The sequence below is a fragment of the Kitasatospora sp. NPDC058190 genome (genome assembly GCF_042883685.1).
GTDB lineage: Bacteria > Actinomycetota > Actinomycetes > Streptomycetales > Streptomycetaceae > Kitasatospora.
Genome location: NZ_JBHVVI010000007.1, coordinates 50,338 through 71,991, shown reverse-complemented (window position 1 = coordinate 71,991; position 21,654 = coordinate 50,338). Strand labels below are relative to the sequence as shown.

Below are 21,654 nucleotides of genomic sequence, written 5' to 3'. Positions count from 1 at the left end.
ACTTCTCGTTTCGGGTTCCCCTTTCGGCCGAAACGCGATACAAATGAAGCACGGCCCGCGAGACCCGGTCAGGACCGAAGAGGTCAAACCGACAACGCAGTTCAGGCCCACGGACCGCGTGTACAGATATCCAGGCACCCACATGCAGCCGACCCGCTGTCGGGCCGCCGGACCAGACGAACGGGCAGGATCCCCGTCTGATCGGCACTTCCGGTGCATGCTTGGTCACCCGGAATCTGCACCAGCGGCGGCACCCAGCAGGATCAGGTGCCGCCGCATCTTCCTGTCCACGGGCGCCCGCTCAGACCATCCCGCGCTGCATCGCCTCGCAGACCGCGGTGCTCTCGCGCACGCCGAGCCGCAGCGCCCACCCGCAGTGCGCGATCCAGGCCGCCATGCCCTCGGGCGTGCCCGCCAGGTAGCCCGCGAGGGCCCGCCGGTAGGCGTCGGTGCCCAGCTCCGCCAGGCCGACCTCGGCCGGACAGATCGACTTCGGATCGAGCCCCTCGGCGATCAGCACGATCCGCTGGGCGGCCCGCGCGATCACCCCGTTGTACGCACCGAACGGCCGCAGGGCGAGCAGTTCGCCGTGCACCACCGAGGCGACCACCAGGGCCGGCGTCCCCACGCCGTGACCCTCCGCGCGGGCGACCAGCAGCCGGGAGAGCTGGTCCAGCCGGGCCGCGACCTCCTCCGCGCCCGGCGCGGGCGGCAGCACGGGCGCCGGCCCGACCGCGACGTCGACCTCGACGCTGTCCACCGGCTCGAGCTCCAACGGGAACAACTCCTCGGCGACCTCCCCCGCCCGTCGCGGCCGACCGGCGGCCGGGTCGGCGTCGCCGACCGCGAGCAGGTGCAGTCGCGCCAGCACCTGCAACGGCGAGTGCCGCCAGACGCTCAGCAGCTGGCCGGCCTCGGCGGCGATCCGCAGGGCCGCGCCGATCGTCCGGGCCTCGGCGTCCGCGCCGAAGTCGGTGCGGCGCCGGACCTCCTCCAGCGACCAGTCGGCCCCGGCCACGGCCGCCGACGCACGGGCGCCGCGCAGCGCGGACTCGGAGGTGACCTCGGCCGCGCGGCGGCGCATCACCCGGTGGCCGTAGAGCCGGTCGACGGCCTTGCGCACCTCGGCGACCGCGTCGGGCACCCCGGGGAGCTGGGCCAGCGGGGCGAGGGGATCTGTTCCAGTGCTCACCTACCCGAGAGTAATGAACAGGCGGTCCCTCCCGGAACAGCAACCCCGCATCACCCGTTAGAGGCAATCCTCACTTCCCTCCCTCGACGGGACCCAAACCCCGGCTAGCATGGCCACTATCGGAGACGATAACGATTTCCAGTTAGGGGCGCTCGGCACGCGCGTCCCCCCGAGCACGCGGCCCGCCCCCAGGGCCCAGAGCGAGAGCCGGAGCCCCAGATGAAGATCGCCTTCGTCGGCAAGGGCGGCAGCGGGAAGACCACGCTGTCCGCACTGTTCATCCGCCACCTGGCCGCCATCGGCCGGCCGGCCATCGCCGTCGACGCCGACATCAACCAGCACCTGGGCCCCGCCCTCGGCCTGACGGACGCCCAGGCCGCCGAGCTGCCCTCGCTCGGCACGCACCTGCCGGAGATCAAGGAGTACCTGCGCGGCAGCAACCCGCTGATCCGCTCGGCCGACGAGATGATCAAAACCACGCCGCCCGGCCGTGGTTCGCGCCTGCTGCGGATTGTCGAGGAGAACCCGGTCTATGCCGCCTGCGCCCGCCCGATCGCGCTGGACGAAGGCTCGGTCCGGCTGCTGGCGACCGGCGCGTTCACCGAGGAGGACCTCGGGGTGGCCTGCTACCACTCCAAGGTCGGCGCGGTGGAGCTGCTGCTCAACCACCTGGTGGACGGCCCGGACGAGTACCTGGTCACCGACATGACCGCGGGCTCCGACTCCTTCGCCTCCGGCCTGTTCACCCGCTTCGACCTGACCTTCCTGGTGGCCGAGCCGACCCGCAAGGGCGTCTCCGTCTACCGCCAGTACCGTGACTACGCCCAGGACTTCGGCGTGCAGCTGCGAGTGATCGGCAACAAGGTGCAGGGCCCGGACGACCTGGCCTTCCTGCGCCGCGAGGTCGGCGACGACCTGCTCACCACCTTCGGACAGTCGGACTGGGTGCGCCGCCTGGAGCAGGGTGCCGAGCCGCCGCTGAAGTCGCTGGAGCCGGCCAACCGGGCAGTGCTGGAGCTGCTGCGTGCCGAGGCCGAGGCGGCGTACGGGCGGCGCGACGCGCGCCGGTACACCGAGCAGGCGGTGCTCTTCCACCGGCGCAACGCGGAGAATTGGGCCAACGCCAAGGTCGGCATCGACCTGGCGACCCAGGTGGACGAGGACTTCGTGCTGGGCGAGCCCGCGGGCGAGTTCGCGACCGCCGGTGGGCAGGCCGCCCCGGCCGGGGCCACCGCCTGACCCCGCCACGAACAGAACGGGCCGTCGCCTCCCCCTCACCCCGGGGGAGGCGGCGGCCCGTTCGCCATCCCGGCCCCGTTCGGCGCCACCAGCAGATTCCCGTCGGTTCGAACACCACCCAATGGGGTGAACCAAGGGGTTTTCCGCTTCCCACCGGGAAGGACGCTGTGCAAAGCTTTCATTACTCTCGGTTTACCGAGTCTTGATGGTCCGTCCCGACGGCCCTCGGCGAGACATTCCGCACCTCGCCCGGGCCCCTGGCGGGCCTGATGGTCAACGCCGGTCGGTGACACCCGCATTCCCCCGCCGCGCCCACGCCATCCCGCCACACCGTCGCGACCCACGACAGCCGATCCGCCCCGGAGCCCCACCCCGGACTCACCGCCGGACCTGACTGCGTTCGTTCCCCCGGACAGACGGGAAGACCATGACCCTCGACATCTCCAGTGCACCCATCGCCTCCGACACCACCGACCACGCGCCACCGGGCCCCGGCTCCCGGGCCCGCTGGGCCCAGGACCTCTCCGCCTCCCTGGTGGTCTTCCTGATCGCCGTGCCGTTCTCACTCGGCATCGCGCTCGCCACCGGCGCCCCGCTCACCGCAGGGCTCGTCGCGGCGGCCGTGGGCGGCATCGTGGTCGGACTGTTCGGCGGCACCCCGCTCCAGGTCAGCGGCCCATCCGCCGCCTTGACCGTGATCACCGCCGGGCTGGTCGCCCAGTACGGCTGGCAGGCCACCTGCGCCGTCACGGTCGCCGCCGGGCTGCTCCAACTCCTGCTCGGCGTACGCCGGGTGGCCCGGACGGCACTCGCCGTCTCACCCGCGATCGTGCACGGGATGCTGGCCGGGGTCGGGCTCACCATCGCCATCGCGCAGCTGCACGTCGTCCTCGGCGGCTCCCCGCAGAGCTCCGCGATCGCCAATCTCCTCGCCCTACCCGGGCAGTTGGCCGGTCCGCACCCGCCCGCGCTGCTGGCCGGCACGGTGACCGTGGCAACACTGCTGGGCTGGCCCCGGCTCGGCCGACTCCCGGGCCGGGCGGGCGAGTTCGGCGCCCGCCTGGCCAAGGTGCCCAGCCCGCTGGTCGCCGTGGCCGTCGCCACCACACTCGCCCTCACCCTGGACCTACGGCTCGCCCACATCCAACTGCCCCCCTGGCAACCGCACTCGCTCGTGCCCGCGCTGCCGCACGGTTCGCTCACCGGAGTGCTCGCCGCCGTCCTCACCGTCACCGCCGTCGCGAGCGTGGAGTCGCTGCTGTCCGCCGTCGCGGTCGACCGGATGTCGCGGCGCACCGGCGACCTCGACCGCGAACTGCGCGGACAGGGCCTCGCCAACACGGTCAGCGGCCTGGTCGGCGGACTGCCGATCGCCGGCGGCGCCGTGCGCAGCACCGCCAACGTCCGGGCCGGCGGGCAGACCAAGTGGGCCTCGGTGCTGCACGGCGCCTGGGTGCTGACCGCCGCGCTGGCACTGACCGGCGGACTGCGCCGGATCCCGCTGGCGGCCCTGGCCGCGCTGGTGCTGGTGGTCGGGCTGCAAATGGTGAGCTTCGCGCACATCCGCAAGGTGCACCGGCACCGGGAGTTCCCGGTCTACCTGACCACGGTGCTCGGCGTGGTGGGCTTCGGGGTGCTGTGGGGCGTGGGGCTCGGCGCGGGCACCGCCGTGCTGCTCGCGCTCTACCGGCTGACCCGCGCCCATGTGGACGTCGAGCCCGGCCCCGACGGCTCGGTCACCGTCCAGACCCACGGGCCGCTCACCTTCACCGCCGTCCCCCGGTTGAGCCGGGTGCTGGCCTCGATCCCCGCGGACGCCGAGGTCACCGTGGTGCACGACGGCTCCTTCCTGGACCACGCCGCGTACGAGACGCTGCACAACTGGCGGGCCGGACACCAGGCCGCGGGCGGCCGGGTCTCGATGGTGACGCGGCGTCCGGACGACGAGGTGCTCGACCCCGACGGCACGGTCCGCGCGGGCAGTTCGCCGGGCCCGCACCGCTGCCGGGCCTGGACGCCCTGGGTCGGCCACCACTGCATCGAGCAGCAGGAGGACCCGCACGGCCGGCTGCTGGACGGCGTCCGGGTGTTCCAGCAGCACACCGCCCCGCTGATCCGGCCCGAGCTCGCCCGGCTGGCCCGGGAGGGGCAGACGCCCTCGCAGCTCTTCCTGACCTGCGCGGACTCCCGGATGGTCACCAGCATGATCACCAACAGCGGCCCGGGCGACCTGTTCACCGTCCGCAACGTGGGCAACCTGGTGCCGGCCCCCTTCGAGCCCGGCGCGGCCGACGACTCGGTGGCCGCCGCGGTGCAGTACGCGGTGGAGGCGCTGGAGGTGCGCTCGATCACGGTCTGCGGGCACTCGGGCTGCGGCGCGATGAAGGCCCTGCTGGACGGCGTGCACGAGCGCCCCGGACCGCCCACCCCGCTGACCCGCTGGCTGCGCAACGGCCGCGGCTCGCTGGACCGGCTCCGACGGGCCCCGGCCGAGTTCGCCGACCGGCCGGTGGTGGACCTCGCGGAGCAGCTCTGCATCACCAACGTGGTCCAGCAGCTGGACCAGCTGATGGCGAACCCCGCGGTGGAGCGCCGGGTCGAGGAGGGCACCCTGCGGCTGGTCGGGATGTACTTCGACTTCGCCACCGCCCAGGCCTACGTCCTGGACCGAGCCGCCGGGACGTTCAGCCCGGTCGAGGCCCGCACGGAGGTCCGGCCCGACGGGGTTTCGGCCGAACAGGTGGGACAGGACGGCCGGGTTCCGGCCGAGGGCAGCGGGGAGGATCCCCGGCTGGCCGCCTGAAAGCCGGGTCCGTGTCCCCGCCGGGCGGGCCGGGGCACGGGCCCACCTGCCGCTGCGCGTTCCGCCGCCCTGGTGCGGCGGAACGCGTGGTCGGCCGTTCGACGATCGGTCAAAGGTCTACACCAATTCCCAAGAGCCTCTTGTCAAGTGCCCCGTTCGCCTGGTGAGCTGTGCGCTGGGACACACGGGACGTTCCCCACGCACGGGATCGCCCCAGATCATGACTCGATGAGGAGTGCGCGTTGAGCAACGAGAGCCTGGCCAACCTGCTCAAGGAGGAGCGGCGCTTCGCCCCGCCGACAGAGCTCGCCGCAGCCGCCAACGTCACCGCGGCCGCGTACGCGCAGGCTTCCGAGGACCGCCTGGGCTTCTGGGCCGAGCAGGCCCGCCGCCTGAGCTGGGCCGTCGAACCGACCGAGACCCTCGACTGGTCCAACCCGCCGTTCGCCAAGTGGTTCGCCGACGGCAAGCTCAACGTGGCCTACAACTGCGTCGACCGCCACGTCGAGAACGGCCTGGGCGACCGGGTCGCCATCCACTTCGAGGGCGAGCCCGGCGACAGCCGCTCGATCACCTACGCCCAGCTCAAGGACGACGTCTCGCAGGCCGCCAACGCGCTGCTGGAGCTCGGCGTCCGCAAGGGCGACCGGGTGGCCGTCTACCTGCCGATGATCGCCGAGGCGGTCGTCGCGATGCTCGCCTGCGCCCGGATCGGCGCCACCCACTCGGTGGTCTTCGGCGGCTTCTCCGCCGACGCCGTGGCGTCCCGGATCCAGGACGCCCAGGCCAAGCTCGTGATCACCGCCGACGGTGGCTACCGGCGCGGCAAGCCCTCCGCCCTCAAGCCGGCCATCGACGAGGCGCTCACCAAGGTCGACGGCGTCGACCACGTCCTGGTGATCCGCCGCACCGGGCAGGAGACCGCCTGGACCGAGGGCCGCGACGTCTGGTGGCACGAGATCACCGCTCGCCAGTCCACCGAGCACGCCCCCGAGCCGCACGACGCCGAGCACCCGCTGTTCATCCTCTACACCTCGGGCACCACCGGTAAGCCCAAGGGCATCCTGCACACCTCGGGCGGCTACCTCACCCAGGCCAGCTACACCCACCACGCGGTCTTCGACCTCAAGCCGGAGACCGACGTCTACTGGTGCACCGCCGACATCGGCTGGGTCACCGGCCACTCGTACATCGTCTACGGCCCGCTCTCCAACGGCGCCACCCAGGTCATCTACGAGGGCACCCCGGACACCCCGCACCAGGGCCGGTTCTGGGAGATCGTCCAGAAGTACGGCGTGACGATCCTCTACACCGCGCCGACGGCGATCCGCACCTTCATGAAGTGGGGAGACGACATCCCCGCGAAGTTCGACCTCTCCTCGCTGCGGGTGCTGGGCAGCGTCGGCGAGCCGATCAACCCCGAGGCCTGGATCTGGTACCGGGAGCACATCGGCGGCGGCGAGTGCCCGATCGTGGACACCTGGTGGCAGACCGAGACCGGCGCCATGATGATCAGCCCGCTGCCGGGCGTCACCGAGACCAAGCCGGGCTCGGCCCAGCGCGCCCTGCCGGGCATCTCGGCCACCGTGGTCGACGACGAGGCCAACGAGGTCCCGAACGGCTCCGGCGGCTACCTGGTGCTCACCGAGCCGTGGCCGTCCATGCTCCGCACCATCTGGGGCGACGACCAGCGCTACATCGACACCTACTGGTCCCGCTTCGAGGGCCGCTACTTCGCCGGTGACGGCGCCAAGAAGGACGAGGACGGCGACATCTGGCTGCTCGGCCGGGTGGACGACGTCATGCTGGTCTCGGGCCACAACATCTCCACCACCGAGGTCGAGTCGGCCCTGGTCGGGCACTCCTCGGTGGCCGAGTCCGCCGTGGTCGGCGCGGCCGACGCCACCACCGGCCAGGCCATCGTCGCCTTCGTGATCCTGCGCGGCGGCGTCACCGAGACCCCGGAGCTGGTCGAGGAGCTGCGGGCACACGTCGGCCGCACGCTCGGCCCGATCGCCAAGCCGAAGCAGATCAAGGTGGTCGGTGAACTGCCGAAGACCCGCTCCGGCAAGATCATGCGCCGCCTGCTGCGCGACATCGCCGAGGGCCGCGAGGTCGGTGACACCACCACCCTCGCCGACAGCACGGTGATGAGCCAGATCCAGGCCCAGCTGCCGCCGTCGGGCGGCAACAGCTGAACCCGCTGAGCGCCGGCTGAACACGCCGGCGCGGTGACCGGGGCCCCGGGCGGACACCACCGCCCGGGGCCTCGTCGTCGTCCGGTTCGGGCACGGTGATGCCGCGACCGGGCACGGTCGCGCCTCCTACAGGAAGGGAGGGCGAATCGCGCCGACCCTGACCGGGCGGCGCCCACGACCGACGACAGGGAGGCGTTCACCCGACTGCACGCGACTGAGGCCGTTCGGGTGTCGGGCGGTTGCGCCTCAGGAGTGCAGAACCAGCCCCTAGGGCTTAAGTCCTTGGATAGGACAATCCGGAAGTCACTCGGGCGTCCCGTTAGACTGTTAAGGACGCATCAAGATCCTTGAGCAGGAATCCGGGCGTCACAGGGCGCGCCGGGAAGTCTGGTCGGCAACTGCACCACCCGTGCATCCGTTGCCGCTCCCAGCCCCTCAGGAGGTCCCGCGTGACCGACCAGCCGCCCGTCCACGAGCCGACGACCCGCCGCCGGCAGCTTCTCGGCCGGCTGTCACTGCCCGAGCGCACCTTCATCACCGACGCCCTGCGCACCGAGACGGTCGGCGGCGTGCTGCTGCTGGCCGCCGCCGTGGTCGCGCTGATCTGGGCCAACGTCTGGCCGCACGCGTACGAAAGCGTGCTCGACTACACCGTCGGCCCGTCCGCCCCGCTCCACCTCGACCTCACCCTGGCCGACTGGGCCAAGGACGGCCTGCTGGCGATCTTCTTCTTCGTGGCCGGCATCGAGCTCAAGCGGGAGTTCGTCGCGGGCGAGCTGCGCACCCCGAGCGCCGCGCTGCTGCCGGTGATCGCCGCCGTCTGCGGCGTCGCCCTGCCCGCGATCCTGTTCTCCCTGGTCAACTCCGGCAGCGGCGGCCACCCCGGCGGCTGGGCCATCCCCACCGCCACCGACATCGCCTTCGCGCTCGGCGTGCTGGCCGTCGTGGGTAGTCACCTCCCGTCGGCGCTGCGCGCCTTCCTGCTCACCCTGGCCGTGGTCGACGACCTGATCGCGATCCTGATCATCGCGATCTTCTACAGCTCCGGGATCAAGTTCTGGGCGCTCGGCCTGGCCTTCGCCGGCCTGGTGCTGTTCTGGTTCCTGCACCGGCGCGGGGTGAAGGGCTGGTACCTGTTCGTGCCGCTGGCCGTGGCGGTCTGGACGCTGATGCACGAGAGCGGCATCCACGCCACGGTGGCGGGCGTCGCGATGGGCCTGATGCTGCGCTGCCACCGGGAGGGCGACGAGCAGCACTCCCCCGGCGAGCACATCGAGCACCTGGTCCGCCCGATCTCCGCCGGGCTGGCCGTCCCGCTGTTCGCCCTGTTCGCGGCCGGGGTGTCGATCTCCGGCCCGACGCTGCGCGAGGTGTTCACCCAGGCCACCCCGCTCGGCATCGTGATCGGCCTACTGGTCGGAAAGACGGTGGGCATATTCGGCGGCACCTGGCTGGCCGCCCGGTTCACCCGGGCCGAGCTGAACCCGCAGCTCAAGTGGGCCGACCTGTTCGCCGTCTCGGTGCTCGCCGGCATCGGCTTCACCGTCTCGCTGCTGATCAGCGAGCTGGCCTTCCGGAACGACCTCGCGCTGGCCGACCGGTCCAAGACCGCCGTCCTGGTCGGCTCGCTGCTCTGCGCGCTGGTCGCCACCGTGCTGCTCAAGCTGCGCAACCGGCACTACCGCGCGCTGTGCGACGAGGAGGACCGGGACTCGGACGGCGACGGCGTCCCGGACGTCTACCAGGTGGACGACCCGGCCTGGCGGGCGCGGGTCTCCGAGACCGCCCGCCACCTGCCCGGTGAGAGCCCCGGGACGGGCCGCTGAGTCCCCGACGGGCTTCCCGCAGGCCTGCGGGAAGCCCGTCCCGAGGGCTCGGAAACGCCTTGCGCAAGCGGGACACGTCCCCCCGGCAGGGCCCCGGAGTGGTGTCCGACTGACCGGTAGGGGCATGATTCTGAGCTGTCGACAACCCACTGACGCCCCCGGGACCCCCACCGGCACCGGAACCGCACCCGCGACGGCGTCACGCCGCAACAGCCGCAGAGGAGAACCGCTGATGCCCGCAGGAGCCGCAGACCCGTCCAGCAACGGCCGGGCGCCCTACGAGGGCGAGCGTTCGGTGGGGCAGCTGTTCGCGGCGGCCACCGCCGACCTCACCGCGCTGGTTCACGACGAGATCGCGCTCGCCAAGTCCGAGATCAAGGCGGACGTCAAGCGCGGCGTCTCCGGTGGCGTCTTCTTCGCCGTCGCCGGGGTGCTCGCCCTGGCCGCCATCCCGATGGTGAGCATCGCGATCGCCTTCTTCTTCCATTGGCTGGGCGTGCCGATGGGCTTGTCGTTCGTGCTCTCGGCAGCCGTCCACTTCATCCTCGCGGTGCTGGTCGGGTTGCTGGCCTGGCGTTTCATCAAGAAGATCCAGAAGCCCGAGCGCACCATCGAGGGCGCCCAGAAGACCGCCGAGGTACTGAAGAACGTCCGGCCGCGCCCGGCCACCCAGGAGGAGATCGACCGGGGCCTGGGCCGCATCCCGTAACGGACCCGACTCCGCAGGACCCCGCCGGACACGTACTCGAACCCGCCGACGGCGAGTGCCGGGCACGTGTCCGGCGCACGGATGTGACACGCTCTCGGTATGCCGCTTGACCAGAAGCCCGTGCCCGCGCAGCCGTCCGCCGACTCCGGCCCCGACTCCGGCCCCGAGCTGGCCCCGGAACAGGAGCCCGGGCAGGAGACCGGGCAGGAGACCGGACCGCAGACCGGACAGGAGCCCGGACAGGAGCCCGCCGAGGCCTGGAGCATCCGGCAGTCCGGCCCGTGGACGCACCGCGACCTCGCGGCCAACGGCGCCCGCTTCCACATCGCCGAGCTGGGCTCCGGCCCGCTGGTGCTGCTGGTGCACGGCTGGCCCGAGTACTGGTGGGCCTGGCGCCACCAGCTGACCGCGCTCGCCGAGGCCGGCTACCGCGCGGTGGCGCTCGACCTGCGCGGCATCGGCGGCAGCGACCGCACCCCGCGCGGCTACGACCCGGGCAACCTCGCCCTGGACATCACCGGCGTGATCCGCTCGCTCGGCGAGCGCCGGGCGCACCTGGTCGGGCACGCCTCCGGCGGCACCCTGGCCTGGGTGGCGGCGGTGATGCGCCCGTCGGTGATCCAGAGCCTCACCGTGGTCTCCGCCGCGCACCCCCGGGACCTGCGCCGGGCGCTGCTGACCGACCGCAAGCAGATGGCCGCCTTCGAGCACGTGCTGGGCTTCCAGCGGCCGTGGATACCGGAACGCCGTCTGGTGGCCGACGACGCCGCACTGGTCGGCCGCTACCTGGACGAGTGGACCGGGCCGACCAGGATTGACGGGACCGCGGTGCACGCGTACCGGCAGGCGATCCAGATCCCCAGCACCGCACACTGCTCGATCGAGCCGTACCGCTGGCTGCTGCGCTCGATGGCCCGCCCGGACGGCATCCAGTTCGCCCGGCGGATGAAGAAGCCGATCACCGCACCGACTCTGCACGTCCAGGGCGCCGCGGACCCGGTGTTGCTGTCGCACACCGCGCTCGGCGGTGGCGAGTACGTGGCGGCGCCGTACCGTTGGCGGCTGCTGCCGGGGGTCGGGCACTTCCCGCACGAGGAGGCGCCGGAGGAGTTCACGGCCGAGCTGCTGGACTGGGTGGGCCGTCACAAGGACTGACCGTCCGGGGCCGCAGGGGACCGGCCCACGGACCCTGCCCACGGGATCGGCCCAGGGATCGGCCCAGGGATCGGCCGCGATGATCGGCCAAGGGCTGATTCCGGAATCGATCGGGGCGCCGAGGAAGGGACCTTCGGCCCAACTGCCTTGCCGCAAAACTCATATGACAAGCGCATAGGCCAATTTCGACGAACCGGGGCGGTTACCCCCACCGGCCCAGGGGCATCACTTCCGGTATGACCTGGATGCCCGATCGCGGCGGCGCCCCGCGCGGCCGACGCCACAACAGCCCCCAGCGTTCCGCGCCCCGCCCGGACTGGGCGGAGGACCTCGGCTTCGAGGGCCTCGACGGCCGTCAGCGCGGGGCGCAGCGGCAGCTCGGCATCCCGCGCATCCTCGGCCGGCGCGCCCGGTGGGTGGGCGCACGACTGCGGCGCGAGACCTGAGGTCTCGCGCCGCTTCGGCAGGCTGGTCAACAGCCGGTCAGTTCACCATGGTCGGGGACAGCGCGGTGAACCAGAGCAGGACGAAGGTCGCCACCGACATGATCGGCACCAGCACCTTGGTCTCGACATCGTTGCCGCTGCGCTTGATCAGCACGATCTCGTAGCGCTCCTTGTGCGGCCACAGCAGCGGCGCGCCCTTCTTGGTCAGGCAGTCGCCCAGCAGGTGCGCCAGGGTGCCCAGCGCCGCCGCGTACGGCAGCCAGCCGGGCGAGTTGGGCATCCAGGTGTTCATCCCGAAGGTGCCGAGCGCGGACAGGCCGATGACGGTGATCCACACCTCCGGGCCGTGGCCCGGCGGGCAGAGCCGCAGGGCCTTGATCGCGAGCGCCAGCAGGAAGAACGTCAGCCCGAGGGTGAAGTAGCGGCCCAGGTAGGTGACGCCGGCCCAGGTGCCACCGCCCATCAGCGCGACGAACAACAGCGAGTGGGTGGCGTGCCGGTGCCCGCCGGAGGCCCAGGCCACGAAGCGGCAGAGCGCCTTGGAGACCGGGCCGAGGAAGTTGGCGATCGAACCGTCGTGGTGGTCGAGGTCCGGCAGCAGCGCCGCGCCCGCGCACAGCACCGTGCCCATCAGTATGTCCGCCGGCTGCAGCGTGGTGTGCAGCAGCAGCGGGGGCAGGAACGGCGCGGATGCCGCGTACAGCATCGCCCCGCTCACCGCGTGCGAGTGACCCATCATCGGACTACCACGACCTCCCGTTGAGCTCACTCCGGGGACGGCGCCCGGTTGAGCCGAACGGGTGAGCGCGGCCGAGGCTACCAGGGCGGACTGACGGTGCGACGGATTCCGCGCCGGCGCCCCACCGGCGCCGCACCGGCCGAACGACCAGCGGCGGCGAACCAGGACGCCCGGCGCCGCACCGGCCCAACGACCAGCGTCAGAGCGCGCAGCCCTGGGTGTCCACCCGGGTGTTCGCGGTGCTGCCCGCCTGCGCGTCCTCGCGCACCTCGGCCGAGGTCAGCACGTATCCGGTGTCCCCGCTGTCCAGGGACTTGGCGAACACCACGCCGTACACCTGGCCGTCCGGGGTGAGCAGCGGGCCGCCACTGTTGCCCTGGCGGACCAGCGAGCGCACCGAGTACACGTCGCGCACCACCTGGCCGCGGTGGTAGATGTCCGGGCCGTTGGCCTGGATCCGGCCGCGGATGCGGGCGGGCTGGACGTTGAAGGCGCCGTTCTCGGGGAAGCCCGCGACGATCGCGCTGTCGTTGGTCTTGGCCTCGCCCGCGAAGGTCAACGGGGGCGCGGTCAGCTTGGGCACGTCCAGGACGGCGATGTCGCGCTGCCAGTCGTAGCGGACCACCGTCGCGTCGTACAGCTGGCCGACACCGCCGATCTGCACGGTCGGCTCGTCGACGCCGCCGACCACGTGGGCGTTGGTCATCACCCGGTGCGGGGCGAAGACGAAGCCGCTGCCCTCCAGGGTCTTGCCGCAGGAGGTCGCGGTGCCGACCACCTTGACCAGGCTCTGCCGGGCCTTGGCCACCGCCGCGCTGCCGGCCAGCGCCGGGTCGGGGGTGTCGACCTGGGTGATCGGCTCGTGCTCGAAGGGGTTGAACACCTGCGGGAAGCCGTTGCGGGCGAGCACCTTGGAGAAGTCCGAGAACCAGTTCGGCGCGTCGCCGGGCAGCGCGCTCTGGACGCCGCCGAGGATCGCCGAGGAGCGGACCTGCTTGGAGACCGTCGGCAGGGACGTCCCGGCCAGCGCGGAACCGATCAGCCAGGCCACCAGCAGCATCGAGATCACGTTGACCACCGCGCCGCCGGACGCGTCCAGCACCCGGGCCGGGCGGCGGTCGATGTGCCCGCGCAGCTTCCAGCCGAAGTGCGCGGTGATCGCCTGGCCGATCGCGGCGAAGGTGATCACCACCACGACGGCCACCACCGAGGCCGTGGTGCCGGGGCTGAGGTGGTCGAGCAGCAGCGGCAGCAGCTGGACGGCCAGCAGACCGCCGCCGAGGAAGCCGACGAGCGACAGGACGCCCACCACGAAGCCCTGCCGGTAGCCCGAAATGGCGAATCCGACGGCGGCGAGGATCAGCAGCACATCCAGGACGTTCACTCCGACACCCTCCCACGCTTCGCGGACCCGCCGCGCCGACGGCCCGTCACGAGGTGCCGGCGTCGCCGCCCGGCAGGGCGCGGGAGTGCTCGAGGTCGCCCTGGACCAGCGCCAGTGCCTCGTCCGAGAGGTCGACGATCCGGGACGGGTCCCAGGGCAGCTCCAGGCCGCTGTGGTGCAGCACCCGGTCGATCACCCCGGCGGTGAAGCCCCAGACCAGCCGCCCGGCGACCGCGAAGGCCGGCCCGATGTGCCCGGACGGGTGCCGCAGCCGGACCCGGTTCGCCGGGTCGGCGAGGTCGGCGATCGACACCCGGAACACCGCGCCGGTCTCGCCCTGGTCCACCGGGCGCACCGGCGACTCCTCGCGCCACCAGCCCAGCACCGGGGTCACCACGAAGCGGCTCACCGGGATGTACAGCCGGGGCAGCTCCGCGAAGACCTGCACCCCGGCCGGGTCCAGGCCGGTCTCCTCCCAGGCCTCGCGCAGCGCCGCCGCGATCGGGCCGGGGCCGTCCGGGTCTCCGTCCTCCGGGTCCAGCGCGCCGCCCGGGAAGGACGGCTGGCCGGCGTGCGAGCGCAGCGAACGGGCCCGCTCGATCAGCAGCACGTCCGGACCGTCCGGGCCCTCGCCGAACAGCATCAGCACCGCAGCCGCCCGGCCGCCCTCGTGCGGCGGCAGGAAGCGGCTCAGCTGCTCGGGCAGCACCCGCTCGGCCGCGTCCCGGACCGGCTGCAGCCAGGCCGGCAGGCCGTCCCGCTCGATGGCGCCCGCCGTCACGCGCCCACCGCCAGGTCCGCGACCTGCCCCTGGTGGGCGGCGGCGTCGGCCCGGGCGGCCGCCTCGCCGGGGAAGTCCGACGGCGGCTTCAGCCGTTGGCCTGGCTGGCCGCCCATCTCGTACTTGAGCAACTTGCGGGCCTTCTCCGGGTCGGTCTCGCCCTCCCCGTACGCGGGGCAGAGCGGCGCGATCGGGCAGGCCCCGCAGGCGGGCTTCTGGGAATGGCAGATCCGGCGGCCATGGAAGACCACCCGGTGCGAGAGCATCGTCCACTCCGACTTCGGGAAGATCTCGGCGACGGCCAGCTCGACCTTCACCGGGTCCTCCTCGGTGGTCCAGCCGAACCGCCGGGCCAGCCGTCCGAAGTGGGTGTCCACGGTGATGCCGGGGACTCCGAAGGCGTTACCGAGGACGACGTTGGCGGTCTTGCGGCCGACGCCGGGCAGGGTCACCAGGTCGTCCAGCCGGCCCGGGACCTCGCCGCCGAACTCGTCGCGCAGCGCGATCGAGAGGCCGATCAGCGACTTCGCCTTGTTCCGGAAGAAGCCGGTCGGGCGGATGATCTCCTCCAGTTCCTCCGGGTTCGCCGCCGCCATGTCCTCGGGCGTCGGGTACCTGGCGAACAGCGCCGGGGTGGTCTGGTTCACCCGCAGGTCGGTGGTCTGCGCCGACAGCACGGTGGCCACCAGCAGTTGGAACGGGCTCTCGAAGTCCAGCTCCGGATGAGCGTACGGGTACAGCTCCGCCAGCTCGCGGTTGATCCGCCGGGCCCGCCGCACCATCGCCAGCTGCGACTCCGGCTTCCTCGGCTTCACGACGGGCTTCACGACGGGCTTCGAAGCCGGTTTCACGGCCGGCTTCACGGCTGCCCGCTTCGCGGTCGGCTTCTGAGCCGCCGCCTTGGTGGGGGCCTTGGTCGCGGTCTTCCGGGCCTTGCTCTCTGCCATGCACGAAGGCTACGCCGAGCGGCGCACCGCTTGGGGCCGATCATGCAACGGAAACCGCCCGGCCGGGGGCGCCGTTCTCCGGTGACAGCGGTTCGGCCGGGGCCGGGATCGGATGGTCAGGACCCCGTCAGCCGAGGACACGGCCGTGGTGCGGCCGGGGCCGATCGCCCCGGGCCGGCGCTTGCGGGGTTGGTCACCGGAGGGCGCGACCGATGGTGCCCTCAAGGGTGTTGAGCAGCCCGGCCAGCGCCTCGGCGAGGCGGTCCTGCTCGTCGGGGGTGAGGCCGGAGAGCAGCGCGCGGTCGTACGCGACGAGCTCCTGGATCAGGCCGTCGACCAGCTCCCGCCCGGCGTCGGTGAGCGAGAGGTGGGCGACCCGGCGGTCGCGGTCGTCGGGGCGGCGGCTGACCAGAGCGCGTTCCTCCAGCAGCCGCAGGCGCTTGGTCACGGCGGCGCCGGAGGAGAAGCTCTCGCGGGCCAGCTGGGTGGGGGTCAGCTCGCGGTCGACCCGGCGCAGGGCGCCGAGGATGTCGAACTCGGCGCGGGTGAGGCCGGCGCGGGTGAGCGGGTCAGGAGTCTGCTGGAGCAGCGCGGCGCAGCGGTTGATCCGGCCGAGGACGGCGATCGGGCCGGTGTCCAGGCCCGGGTAGGCGCGCTCCCACTGGCGCAGCACACCTGCGACGACGTCCTCCACGTGCGCTGCTCCCGTTCCGCGACCGACCCGTTCGTTCGATCCTAGACGGCGCGCACTCCGGCGCCCCGGCGCTCCAGCAGGGCCGCCAGCAGGTGGTGGGCGTGCCGCTCGGTGTCGGCGGCGCGCTGGTGCGGGAGGGCCGGTCGGCGCCACTCGCCGGTCGCGGTGTCGGCGGCCTCGCGCAGTTCCAGCAGGGCGGTGGCCAGCCCGGTCCGGGCGGTCACGGCCTCGGAGCCGGCCGCCGCGACGGCGGACCGGGCCTCGCGGGTGGCGGTCTCGGCCCCGGCCAGGGCGCGGGAGAGCCGGGCGGCGGTACGGCGGTTGGTGACCAGCAGGCAGGCGGCGAGCCCGGTGAGCGCGCCGACGCAGGTGTCCAGCCAGCGGTCGGCGACCAGGGTCCGGGCCGGTTGCAGGCCGGCGAACTCGGTCATCAGCAGTGCCATCGGGGTGACGAAGACGGTGGCCAGCCAGTAGCTGCGGGCGATCGTGGCCTCCGCGCCGAACTGGCAGATCAGCCCGAGCACGATGAGCGCCACCGGGCCGGAGTGGGCGAGCGGCAGCACGGCGGCGAACAGCGCCAGGCCGAGCAGATTGCCGAGCACCCGCTGCAGCGCGCGCTGCCACGAGAGCGTGCTGTTCGCCTGGAACACCGAGGCCGCGGTGACCACCGCCCAGTACGGGCGGCCGACGCCGAGCGCCAGCGAGAGCCAGCCGGCGGCGGCGCAGCCGACCGCGACCCGCAGGCCGATCGGCAGCAGCACCGAGCCGGGCCGCAGCGCGGCACGCGGCGAGGGTCGGGGGTCGGGCCGGCGGGCCCGCAGGTCGGCGGCCTCCGCCTCGGTGAGGTCCAGCAGCGGCAGGGCGCGGCCGCGCCGCAGGTCGCGGGCCCAGGCGGCGTACCGCTCGGCGGCCGCCGGCCCGGCGGGTGCGGCGAGGGCCGCCTCGGCGTGGACGAGCAGCCGCTCGGGCGCGTCCCCGAGGGCGCGCCGCCGGGCCGGGGAGGAGAGCGCGAGGCTGTGCCGGGCCGCGTCGACCGCGCCGACCAGGGCGGTACGGGCGGCGGCGTCCGGCGCGCCGGGCGCGGTGCGCAGCAGTCGGGCGGCGGCTTCCAGCGCGCGGGCGGTGGCGATCCGTTCCGGGCCGTACGGGCGCAGCGGCGCGGGGGCCATGCAGACCAGCCAGGCCAGTGCGGCGCCGAGCACGGTGAGTGCCAGGTGCGGTGCGAGGTCGGGGAGCCGCTGGGGGACGAAGGCGCAGCTGGCGGTGGTGAAGGTGATGATCAGACTGCCGGGCGGGCCGATCCGGGCGGCGTCGCAGAGCAGCTTGTGCAGCGCGGCGAGCGCGGCCGCCACCGCGACCAGCACGACGGCGTCGCGGGTGAGCGCGGCGGCGGTGAGGGCGGCGCCGGTGCTGAGGACCGTACCGAGCAGCACGGCGGCCAGCGTCCGGGCCCGGGCGCGGTAGGGCAGGCCGTGCCCGTACAGCGCGCCGAGGCCGCCGGCCGAGGTGTAGAGCGCGAGGTCGAGCCGGCCGAGGGCGAACAGGGTGAGGTTGAGGGTGCCGAGGGTCACCACGGCGCTGAGTGCGGGTTTGTGCCAGCCGTCTCCGGGCGGACCGACCCGGAGGGCCTGCCGGAACTGGGCGGTTGTGGCCATACAAAAAGGTTAGCAGGTAATTTACCGGTGAAACATGTGCGCGCGAGGAGGCACCCGCGCCCCCGGCCCAGAACTCGTCGAAAAATTTCCCGGCGAGAGCGATGAGTTCTGCGGCGAGCCCCGGTCTACCCCTATGACCGACTCGCTCGACAGAAGGAACACCCCATGAACACCGCGGTCTCCACCGACGGCACCACCCTCGCCTGCACCGTCACCGGCTCCGGCCCGGCCGTCGTCCTGGTGGACGGGGCGATCGGCCACCGCGGCTTCGACCCGGGCGTCGCGGTCGCCGAGCAGCTCTCGGCCCACCACACCGTGTGGGCCTACGACCGGCGCGGCCGCGGCGGCAGCGGGGACACCGCGCCGTTCGCCGTGGAGCGCGAGATCGAGGACCTGGCGGCGGTCATCGCGGCCGCCGGCGGCTCGGCCCGCGTCTTCGGCATCTCCTCGGGCGCCGCGCTCGCGCTGCGGGCCGCCGCCGCGGGCGTCGGCATGACCCGACTCGCCGTCTACGAGCCGCCCTTCAGCACCGAGGAGGGGCAGAGCGAGCGCTTCGTCGGGTACGTCACCGAGCTGGAGGCGGCGCTCGCCGAGGGGCGGCGCGGGGATGCCGTCGCGGCCTTCATGACCTTCGTCGGGATGCCCGGGGAGATGGTGGACGGGATGCGCTCCGCCCCGGTGTGGCCGGTGTTCGAGGCGGTCGCGCCGACCTTGGCGTACGACGCGGCGGCGCTCGGCGCGCGGACCGGCGCGACCGTCCCGGTCGACCTCCTGGCCGGGATCACCGTGCCGACCCTGGTCCTGGACGGCGGCGCCAGCCCGGAACTGCTGCGGGCGCCCTCCCGCGCGGTGGCGGCGGCCGTGCCGGGCGCCGAGTACCGGACGCTGGCCGACCAGACCCACGAGGTGGCGGCCGAGGCGCTGGTGCCGGAGCTGCTGAAGTTCTACGCCTGAGGCCTGGAGCCGGGCGGCCCGGGGGAGCCGGGGAACCGAAGAGCCGGGGAGTCCGTGAACCCCCGTCCACATCCGCGCCCTAGTCTTCTCGCGATCTGATCATCTGTGAGTGAGGGAGCAACGAGGAAGCATGGAACAGGACTTCACGGACTTTCAGGACATCCCCACCACCACCTTGGCCGACGTCCTGAGCCGCGCCCAGGTGATGGACATCGGCCTGCGCCCGCTGTGGGCGGGCATGCCCCGGGTGGCCGGACCGGCCTTCACGGTGCAGTGCCCGCCCGGCGACAACCTGATGCTGCACGCGGCGATCTACCGGGCCGAGCCCGGCTCGGTGATCGTGGTGGAGTCCGGTGACCTGGACTACGCGCTGGCCGGCGGCAACGTCTGCGCCGTGGCGCAGCGCCGGGGCGTCGCCGCCTTCGTGGCCGACGGCCTGATCCGCGACCTCGGCGAGGTGCGGGAGCTGGGCTTCCCGGTGGTCGCCCGGGGCGTCATCCCGATCCCCGGGTCGAAGAAGCGGCTGGGCACCCACGGCGCCCCGGTGCGCTGCGGCGGGGTGCTGGTGGCGCCGGGCGACATCGTGGTGGCCGACGAGGAGGGCGTCGTGGTGGTGCCCGCCGCCGACCGGGCGAAGGCCCTGGACGCGGCCCGGGCCAAGCTGGCCAAGGAGGCCGCCGAGACCCTGGACGACTGGGAGGCCGCCCACCGTGCGCGGATCGACCGGAGCCTCGCCGAACTGGGCTTCACCGGCTGATCCTGCGGCCGGTACGGCCCCACCAGGCACCGGCCCGGTCGACCCGGCCCCACCAGGCACCGGCCCGATCAGCCCCAGCCTCACCAGGCACCGGCCCGATCAGTACAGCCCGTTCAGCTCCCCGAAGCCGAGCGCCCCGTCGAGCTCCGCCAGCGTCCCGGCGCCGAGCAGCTCGACGGCGGCGCGGCGGGCCGCCGTGTACGCGAGCTGGGCGAGGCCGGTGCCGACGCTGATTCGCCGCACCCCCGTGGCGGCGAGTTCGGCGACGGTCGGCCCGCCCGCGACGGCCATCGCGTTCACCGGCAGCGGGGTGCGCTTGCACAGCTCGGCGAGGGCGTCGAGGTCCAGCAGCCCGGGGACGAACAGGCCGTCCGCGCCCGCCTCCGCGTAGGCCTCGGCCCGGACCAGCACGTCGTCCAGCCCGCCCAGCCCGAACAGGAACACATCGGTGCGGGCGTTGACCAGCAGCTCGGGCAGTCCGGCGGCGGCCGCCGCCGTGCGAGCGGCGCGCAGCCGTTCGGCCTGCTCGGCCACCGGGAACAGCGGTCCGCCGACGGCCGTCGAGTCCTCCAGGTTGACCCCGGCCGCGCCCACGGCGACCAGCTCGGTCACGGTGGCGGCCACATCGGCGGGCAGCGGCCCGTACCCGCCCTCGGCGTCGACGGTGACCGGCAGGTCCACCGCCGCGACGACCCGCCGGGCCGCCTCGACCGCTGTCGCCCGGTCCATCCGCTGGCCGTCGCCGTGCCCGAGCGACCAGGAGACGCCGCCGCTGGTGGTGGCGATCGCCCGGGCACCGGCCGAGGCGATCACCGCCGCGCTGCCGGCGTCCCAGGCGTTGGGCAGGACAAGCACGCCCTCCTCGACGAGCCCGCGCAGTCGCAGCGCCCGCTCGCGGACCTCGGCGGTGGTGGACGTGCGCCCGGTGGTGCTGGACATGGGTGTACCGGCTTTCGTACGGATCGGTGGGGACGCAGGAATCCTGCGCCCCGAGCCGGGCGGGCCACCAGTGTTTAAGCTGGGACCGAATCTTCCGAAGGGGGCCGCGGATGCGGACGGAACTCCACTTCTCCGCACAGGACTTGGCGCTGACGCGGTTCGCCGTCAGCCCGATGCAGGAGGTGGTGACCAGCCTGCGCGCCCTCGCACACTCCCCCGCCCCCGCGCTGCACCGCCGCTGGGCCGGGCAGGTGCGCGAGCGGCTCGCCGACGCCGGGCCGGACCGCGGCCGGCTCGCCGCGATGGTCCCGCCCGAAGGCCACCTGCCCGACTTCCTCAACCCCGCCCCGGCGGGCTTCTCCCCCACGCTCGCCGAGGAACTGGCCGCGGTCACCGCGACCGGCGCCGGACAGGTCCGGGCCGACCTCGACATCCTGGCCGCCGAGGCGGGCGGCCGGCTGCCGGCCGCCCTGGAGTCGCTGTACCGCGACCCGGCGGCCCAGCTGCCCCGGCTGGCCGCCGAGATCGAGGCGTACTGGGAGCTGGCGCTCGCCCCGTACTGGGCCCGGATCCGCGCGCTGCTCGCGGCGGACGTCTTCCACCGCTCCCGGCAGGCCGCCGAGCACGGCACCGCCCGGATGCTGGACGAGCTGCACGGGACGGTCCGCTGGGACGGCACCGCGCTGCGGCTGGAGCGCCGGCACTGCGCGGTCACCCGACTGAACGCGGGGGCCGGACTGCTGCTCCTGCCCTCGGCCTTCGCCTGGCCCCGGGTGCTCACCCGGGTGCTGCCGCCGGACCCGCCTCAACTGATCTACCCGGCGCGCGGCACGGCGACCCTGTGGGAGGACCGCCCGGGCACGGCCGCGCGCACCGACGCGCTGGCCGCCGTGCTCGGCCGCTCCCGGGCCCGGCTGCTGGCCGAGCTGGACTCCCCCGCCTCGACCACCGAGCTGGCCCGCCGCACCGGGCTGTCCCCGGCCGCCGTCTCCCAGCACCTCACCGCCCTGCGTACGGCCGGCCTGACCAGCGCGCACCGGGCCGGGCACACCGTCCTCTCCGCCCGTACCGCGGTGGGCGACTCCCTGTTCGATCCGGACGGCCAGGCGTTCGACACGTCGGCGGCCGCCGGGCGCCCCGCCCGATGACCCGCCGGTACGAATGGCCCCGCACCGCACCCCCGGACACACCCCCTCCTCATATGATCGGAGCGACATGCGCCATGCTTGGTGATGC

At 73.5% G+C, this 21,654-nt stretch carries 18 protein-coding genes; 10 read left to right on the top strand and 8 right to left on the bottom strand.

The annotated features are described in order from the left end of the window. Window positions 1-301: 301 nt before the first annotated feature. Window positions 302-1,192, bottom strand: a complete 891-nt coding sequence (locus tag ACFVWU_RS05075) for an oxidoreductase (protein ID WP_387615775.1) — start codon at window positions 1,190-1,192, stop codon at window positions 302-304. A gap of 219 nt (window positions 1,193-1,411) precedes the next feature. On the opposite strand from ACFVWU_RS05075, the gene ACFVWU_RS05070 reads away from it, so the two are divergent. From ACFVWU_RS05070 to ACFVWU_RS05040, 7 genes are all read left to right on the top strand, one after another. Continuing rightward, window positions 1,412-2,431 carry an ATP-binding protein gene (locus tag ACFVWU_RS05070; protein ID WP_387615772.1) on the top strand — a complete coding sequence of 340 codons (1,020 nt, stop codon included), beginning with the start codon at window positions 1,412-1,414 and terminating at the stop codon, window positions 2,429-2,431. A gap of 427 nt (window positions 2,432-2,858) precedes the next feature. Then, window positions 2,859-5,234: a SulP family inorganic anion transporter gene (locus ACFVWU_RS05065; RefSeq protein ID WP_387615769.1), complete on the top strand. Its 2,376-nt coding sequence runs from the start codon at window positions 2,859-2,861 to the stop codon at window positions 5,232-5,234. A gap of 242 nt (window positions 5,235-5,476) precedes the next feature. Continuing rightward, complete coding sequence (acs, locus tag ACFVWU_RS05060) at window positions 5,477-7,432, top strand: acetate--CoA ligase (protein ID WP_387615766.1); 1,956 nt, start codon at window positions 5,477-5,479, stop codon at window positions 7,430-7,432. Between the two features lie 449 nt (window positions 7,433-7,881). Next, entirely contained in the window at window positions 7,882-9,258 is a 1,377-nt protein-coding gene (gene nhaA, locus ACFVWU_RS05055) for a Na+/H+ antiporter NhaA (protein ID WP_387615763.1), read from the top strand. A 232-nt stretch (window positions 9,259-9,490) separates the two neighbouring features. After that, a complete protein-coding gene (locus ACFVWU_RS05050; RefSeq protein ID WP_387615760.1) occupies window positions 9,491-9,967 on the top strand; it encodes a phage holin family protein in 477 nt (158 codons plus the stop codon). 99 nt (window positions 9,968-10,066) lie between these two features. Further along, window positions 10,067-11,122, top strand: a complete 1,056-nt coding sequence (locus ACFVWU_RS05045; protein ID WP_387615757.1) for an alpha/beta fold hydrolase — start codon at window positions 10,067-10,069, stop codon at window positions 11,120-11,122. Window positions 11,123-11,358: 236 nt separating this feature from the next. Continuing rightward, complete coding sequence (locus ACFVWU_RS05040) at window positions 11,359-11,568, top strand: hypothetical protein (RefSeq protein WP_387615754.1); 210 nt, start codon at window positions 11,359-11,361, stop codon at window positions 11,566-11,568. A gap of 37 nt (window positions 11,569-11,605) precedes the next feature. Here the strand turns inward: ACFVWU_RS05040 and ACFVWU_RS05035 are convergent, their stop codons facing one another. The 6 genes from ACFVWU_RS05035 to ACFVWU_RS05010 form a co-directional block, all read right to left on the bottom strand. Next, window positions 11,606-12,307, bottom strand: coding sequence for a metal-dependent hydrolase (locus tag ACFVWU_RS05035; RefSeq protein WP_387615751.1), 702 nt, complete (start codon window positions 12,305-12,307; stop codon window positions 11,606-11,608). Window positions 12,308-12,506: 199 nt separating this feature from the next. After that, the gene (locus tag ACFVWU_RS05030; RefSeq protein ID WP_387615748.1) at window positions 12,507-13,691 is read right to left on the bottom strand and encodes a MarP family serine protease; all 1,185 of its coding nucleotides are present in this window, start codon (window positions 13,689-13,691) and stop codon (window positions 12,507-12,509) included. Window positions 13,692-13,737: 46 nt separating this feature from the next. Beyond that, window positions 13,738-14,472 carry an NUDIX hydrolase gene (locus ACFVWU_RS05025; RefSeq protein ID WP_387615745.1) on the bottom strand — a complete coding sequence of 245 codons (735 nt, stop codon included), beginning with the start codon at window positions 14,470-14,472 and terminating at the stop codon, window positions 13,738-13,740. Then, entirely contained in the window at window positions 14,469-15,419 is a 951-nt protein-coding gene (nth, locus tag ACFVWU_RS05020; RefSeq protein ID WP_387615742.1) for an endonuclease III, read from the bottom strand. The genes ACFVWU_RS05025 and nth overlap by 4 nt, the downstream gene beginning before the upstream one ends. 193 nt (window positions 15,420-15,612) lie before the next feature. After that, entirely contained in the window at window positions 15,613-16,113 is a 501-nt protein-coding gene (locus tag ACFVWU_RS05015) for a MarR family winged helix-turn-helix transcriptional regulator (protein WP_387615739.1), read from the bottom strand. Window positions 16,114-16,154: 41 nt separating this feature from the next. After that, entirely contained in the window at window positions 16,155-17,768 is a 1,614-nt protein-coding gene (locus tag ACFVWU_RS05010) for an FUSC family protein (protein ID WP_387615736.1), read from the bottom strand. Between the two features lie 165 nt (window positions 17,769-17,933). Here ACFVWU_RS05010 and ACFVWU_RS05005 point away from each other — a divergent pair, with 165 nt between their 5' ends. Together ACFVWU_RS05005 and ACFVWU_RS05000 are read left to right on the top strand one after the other, a co-directional pair. Next, window positions 17,934-18,722 carry an alpha/beta fold hydrolase gene (locus ACFVWU_RS05005; protein ID WP_387615733.1) on the top strand — a complete coding sequence of 263 codons (789 nt, stop codon included), beginning with the start codon at window positions 17,934-17,936 and terminating at the stop codon, window positions 18,720-18,722. Window positions 18,723-18,852: 130 nt separating this feature from the next. Then, a complete protein-coding gene (locus ACFVWU_RS05000; protein WP_387615730.1) occupies window positions 18,853-19,479 on the top strand; it encodes an RraA family protein in 627 nt (208 codons plus the stop codon). A 99-nt stretch (window positions 19,480-19,578) separates the two neighbouring features. Here ACFVWU_RS05000 and ACFVWU_RS04995 read toward each other — a convergent pair whose 3' ends face one another. Continuing rightward, complete coding sequence (locus tag ACFVWU_RS04995; protein ID WP_387615728.1) at window positions 19,579-20,418, bottom strand: isocitrate lyase/phosphoenolpyruvate mutase family protein; 840 nt, start codon at window positions 20,416-20,418, stop codon at window positions 19,579-19,581. Between the two features lie 110 nt (window positions 20,419-20,528). On the opposite strand from ACFVWU_RS04995, the gene ACFVWU_RS04990 reads away from it, so the two are divergent. Beyond that, window positions 20,529-21,566 (top strand): winged helix-turn-helix domain-containing protein, encoded by a 1,038-nt coding sequence (locus tag ACFVWU_RS04990; RefSeq protein WP_387615725.1) that lies wholly within the window; start codon window positions 20,529-20,531, stop codon window positions 21,564-21,566. Window positions 21,567-21,654 lie beyond the last annotated feature (88 nt).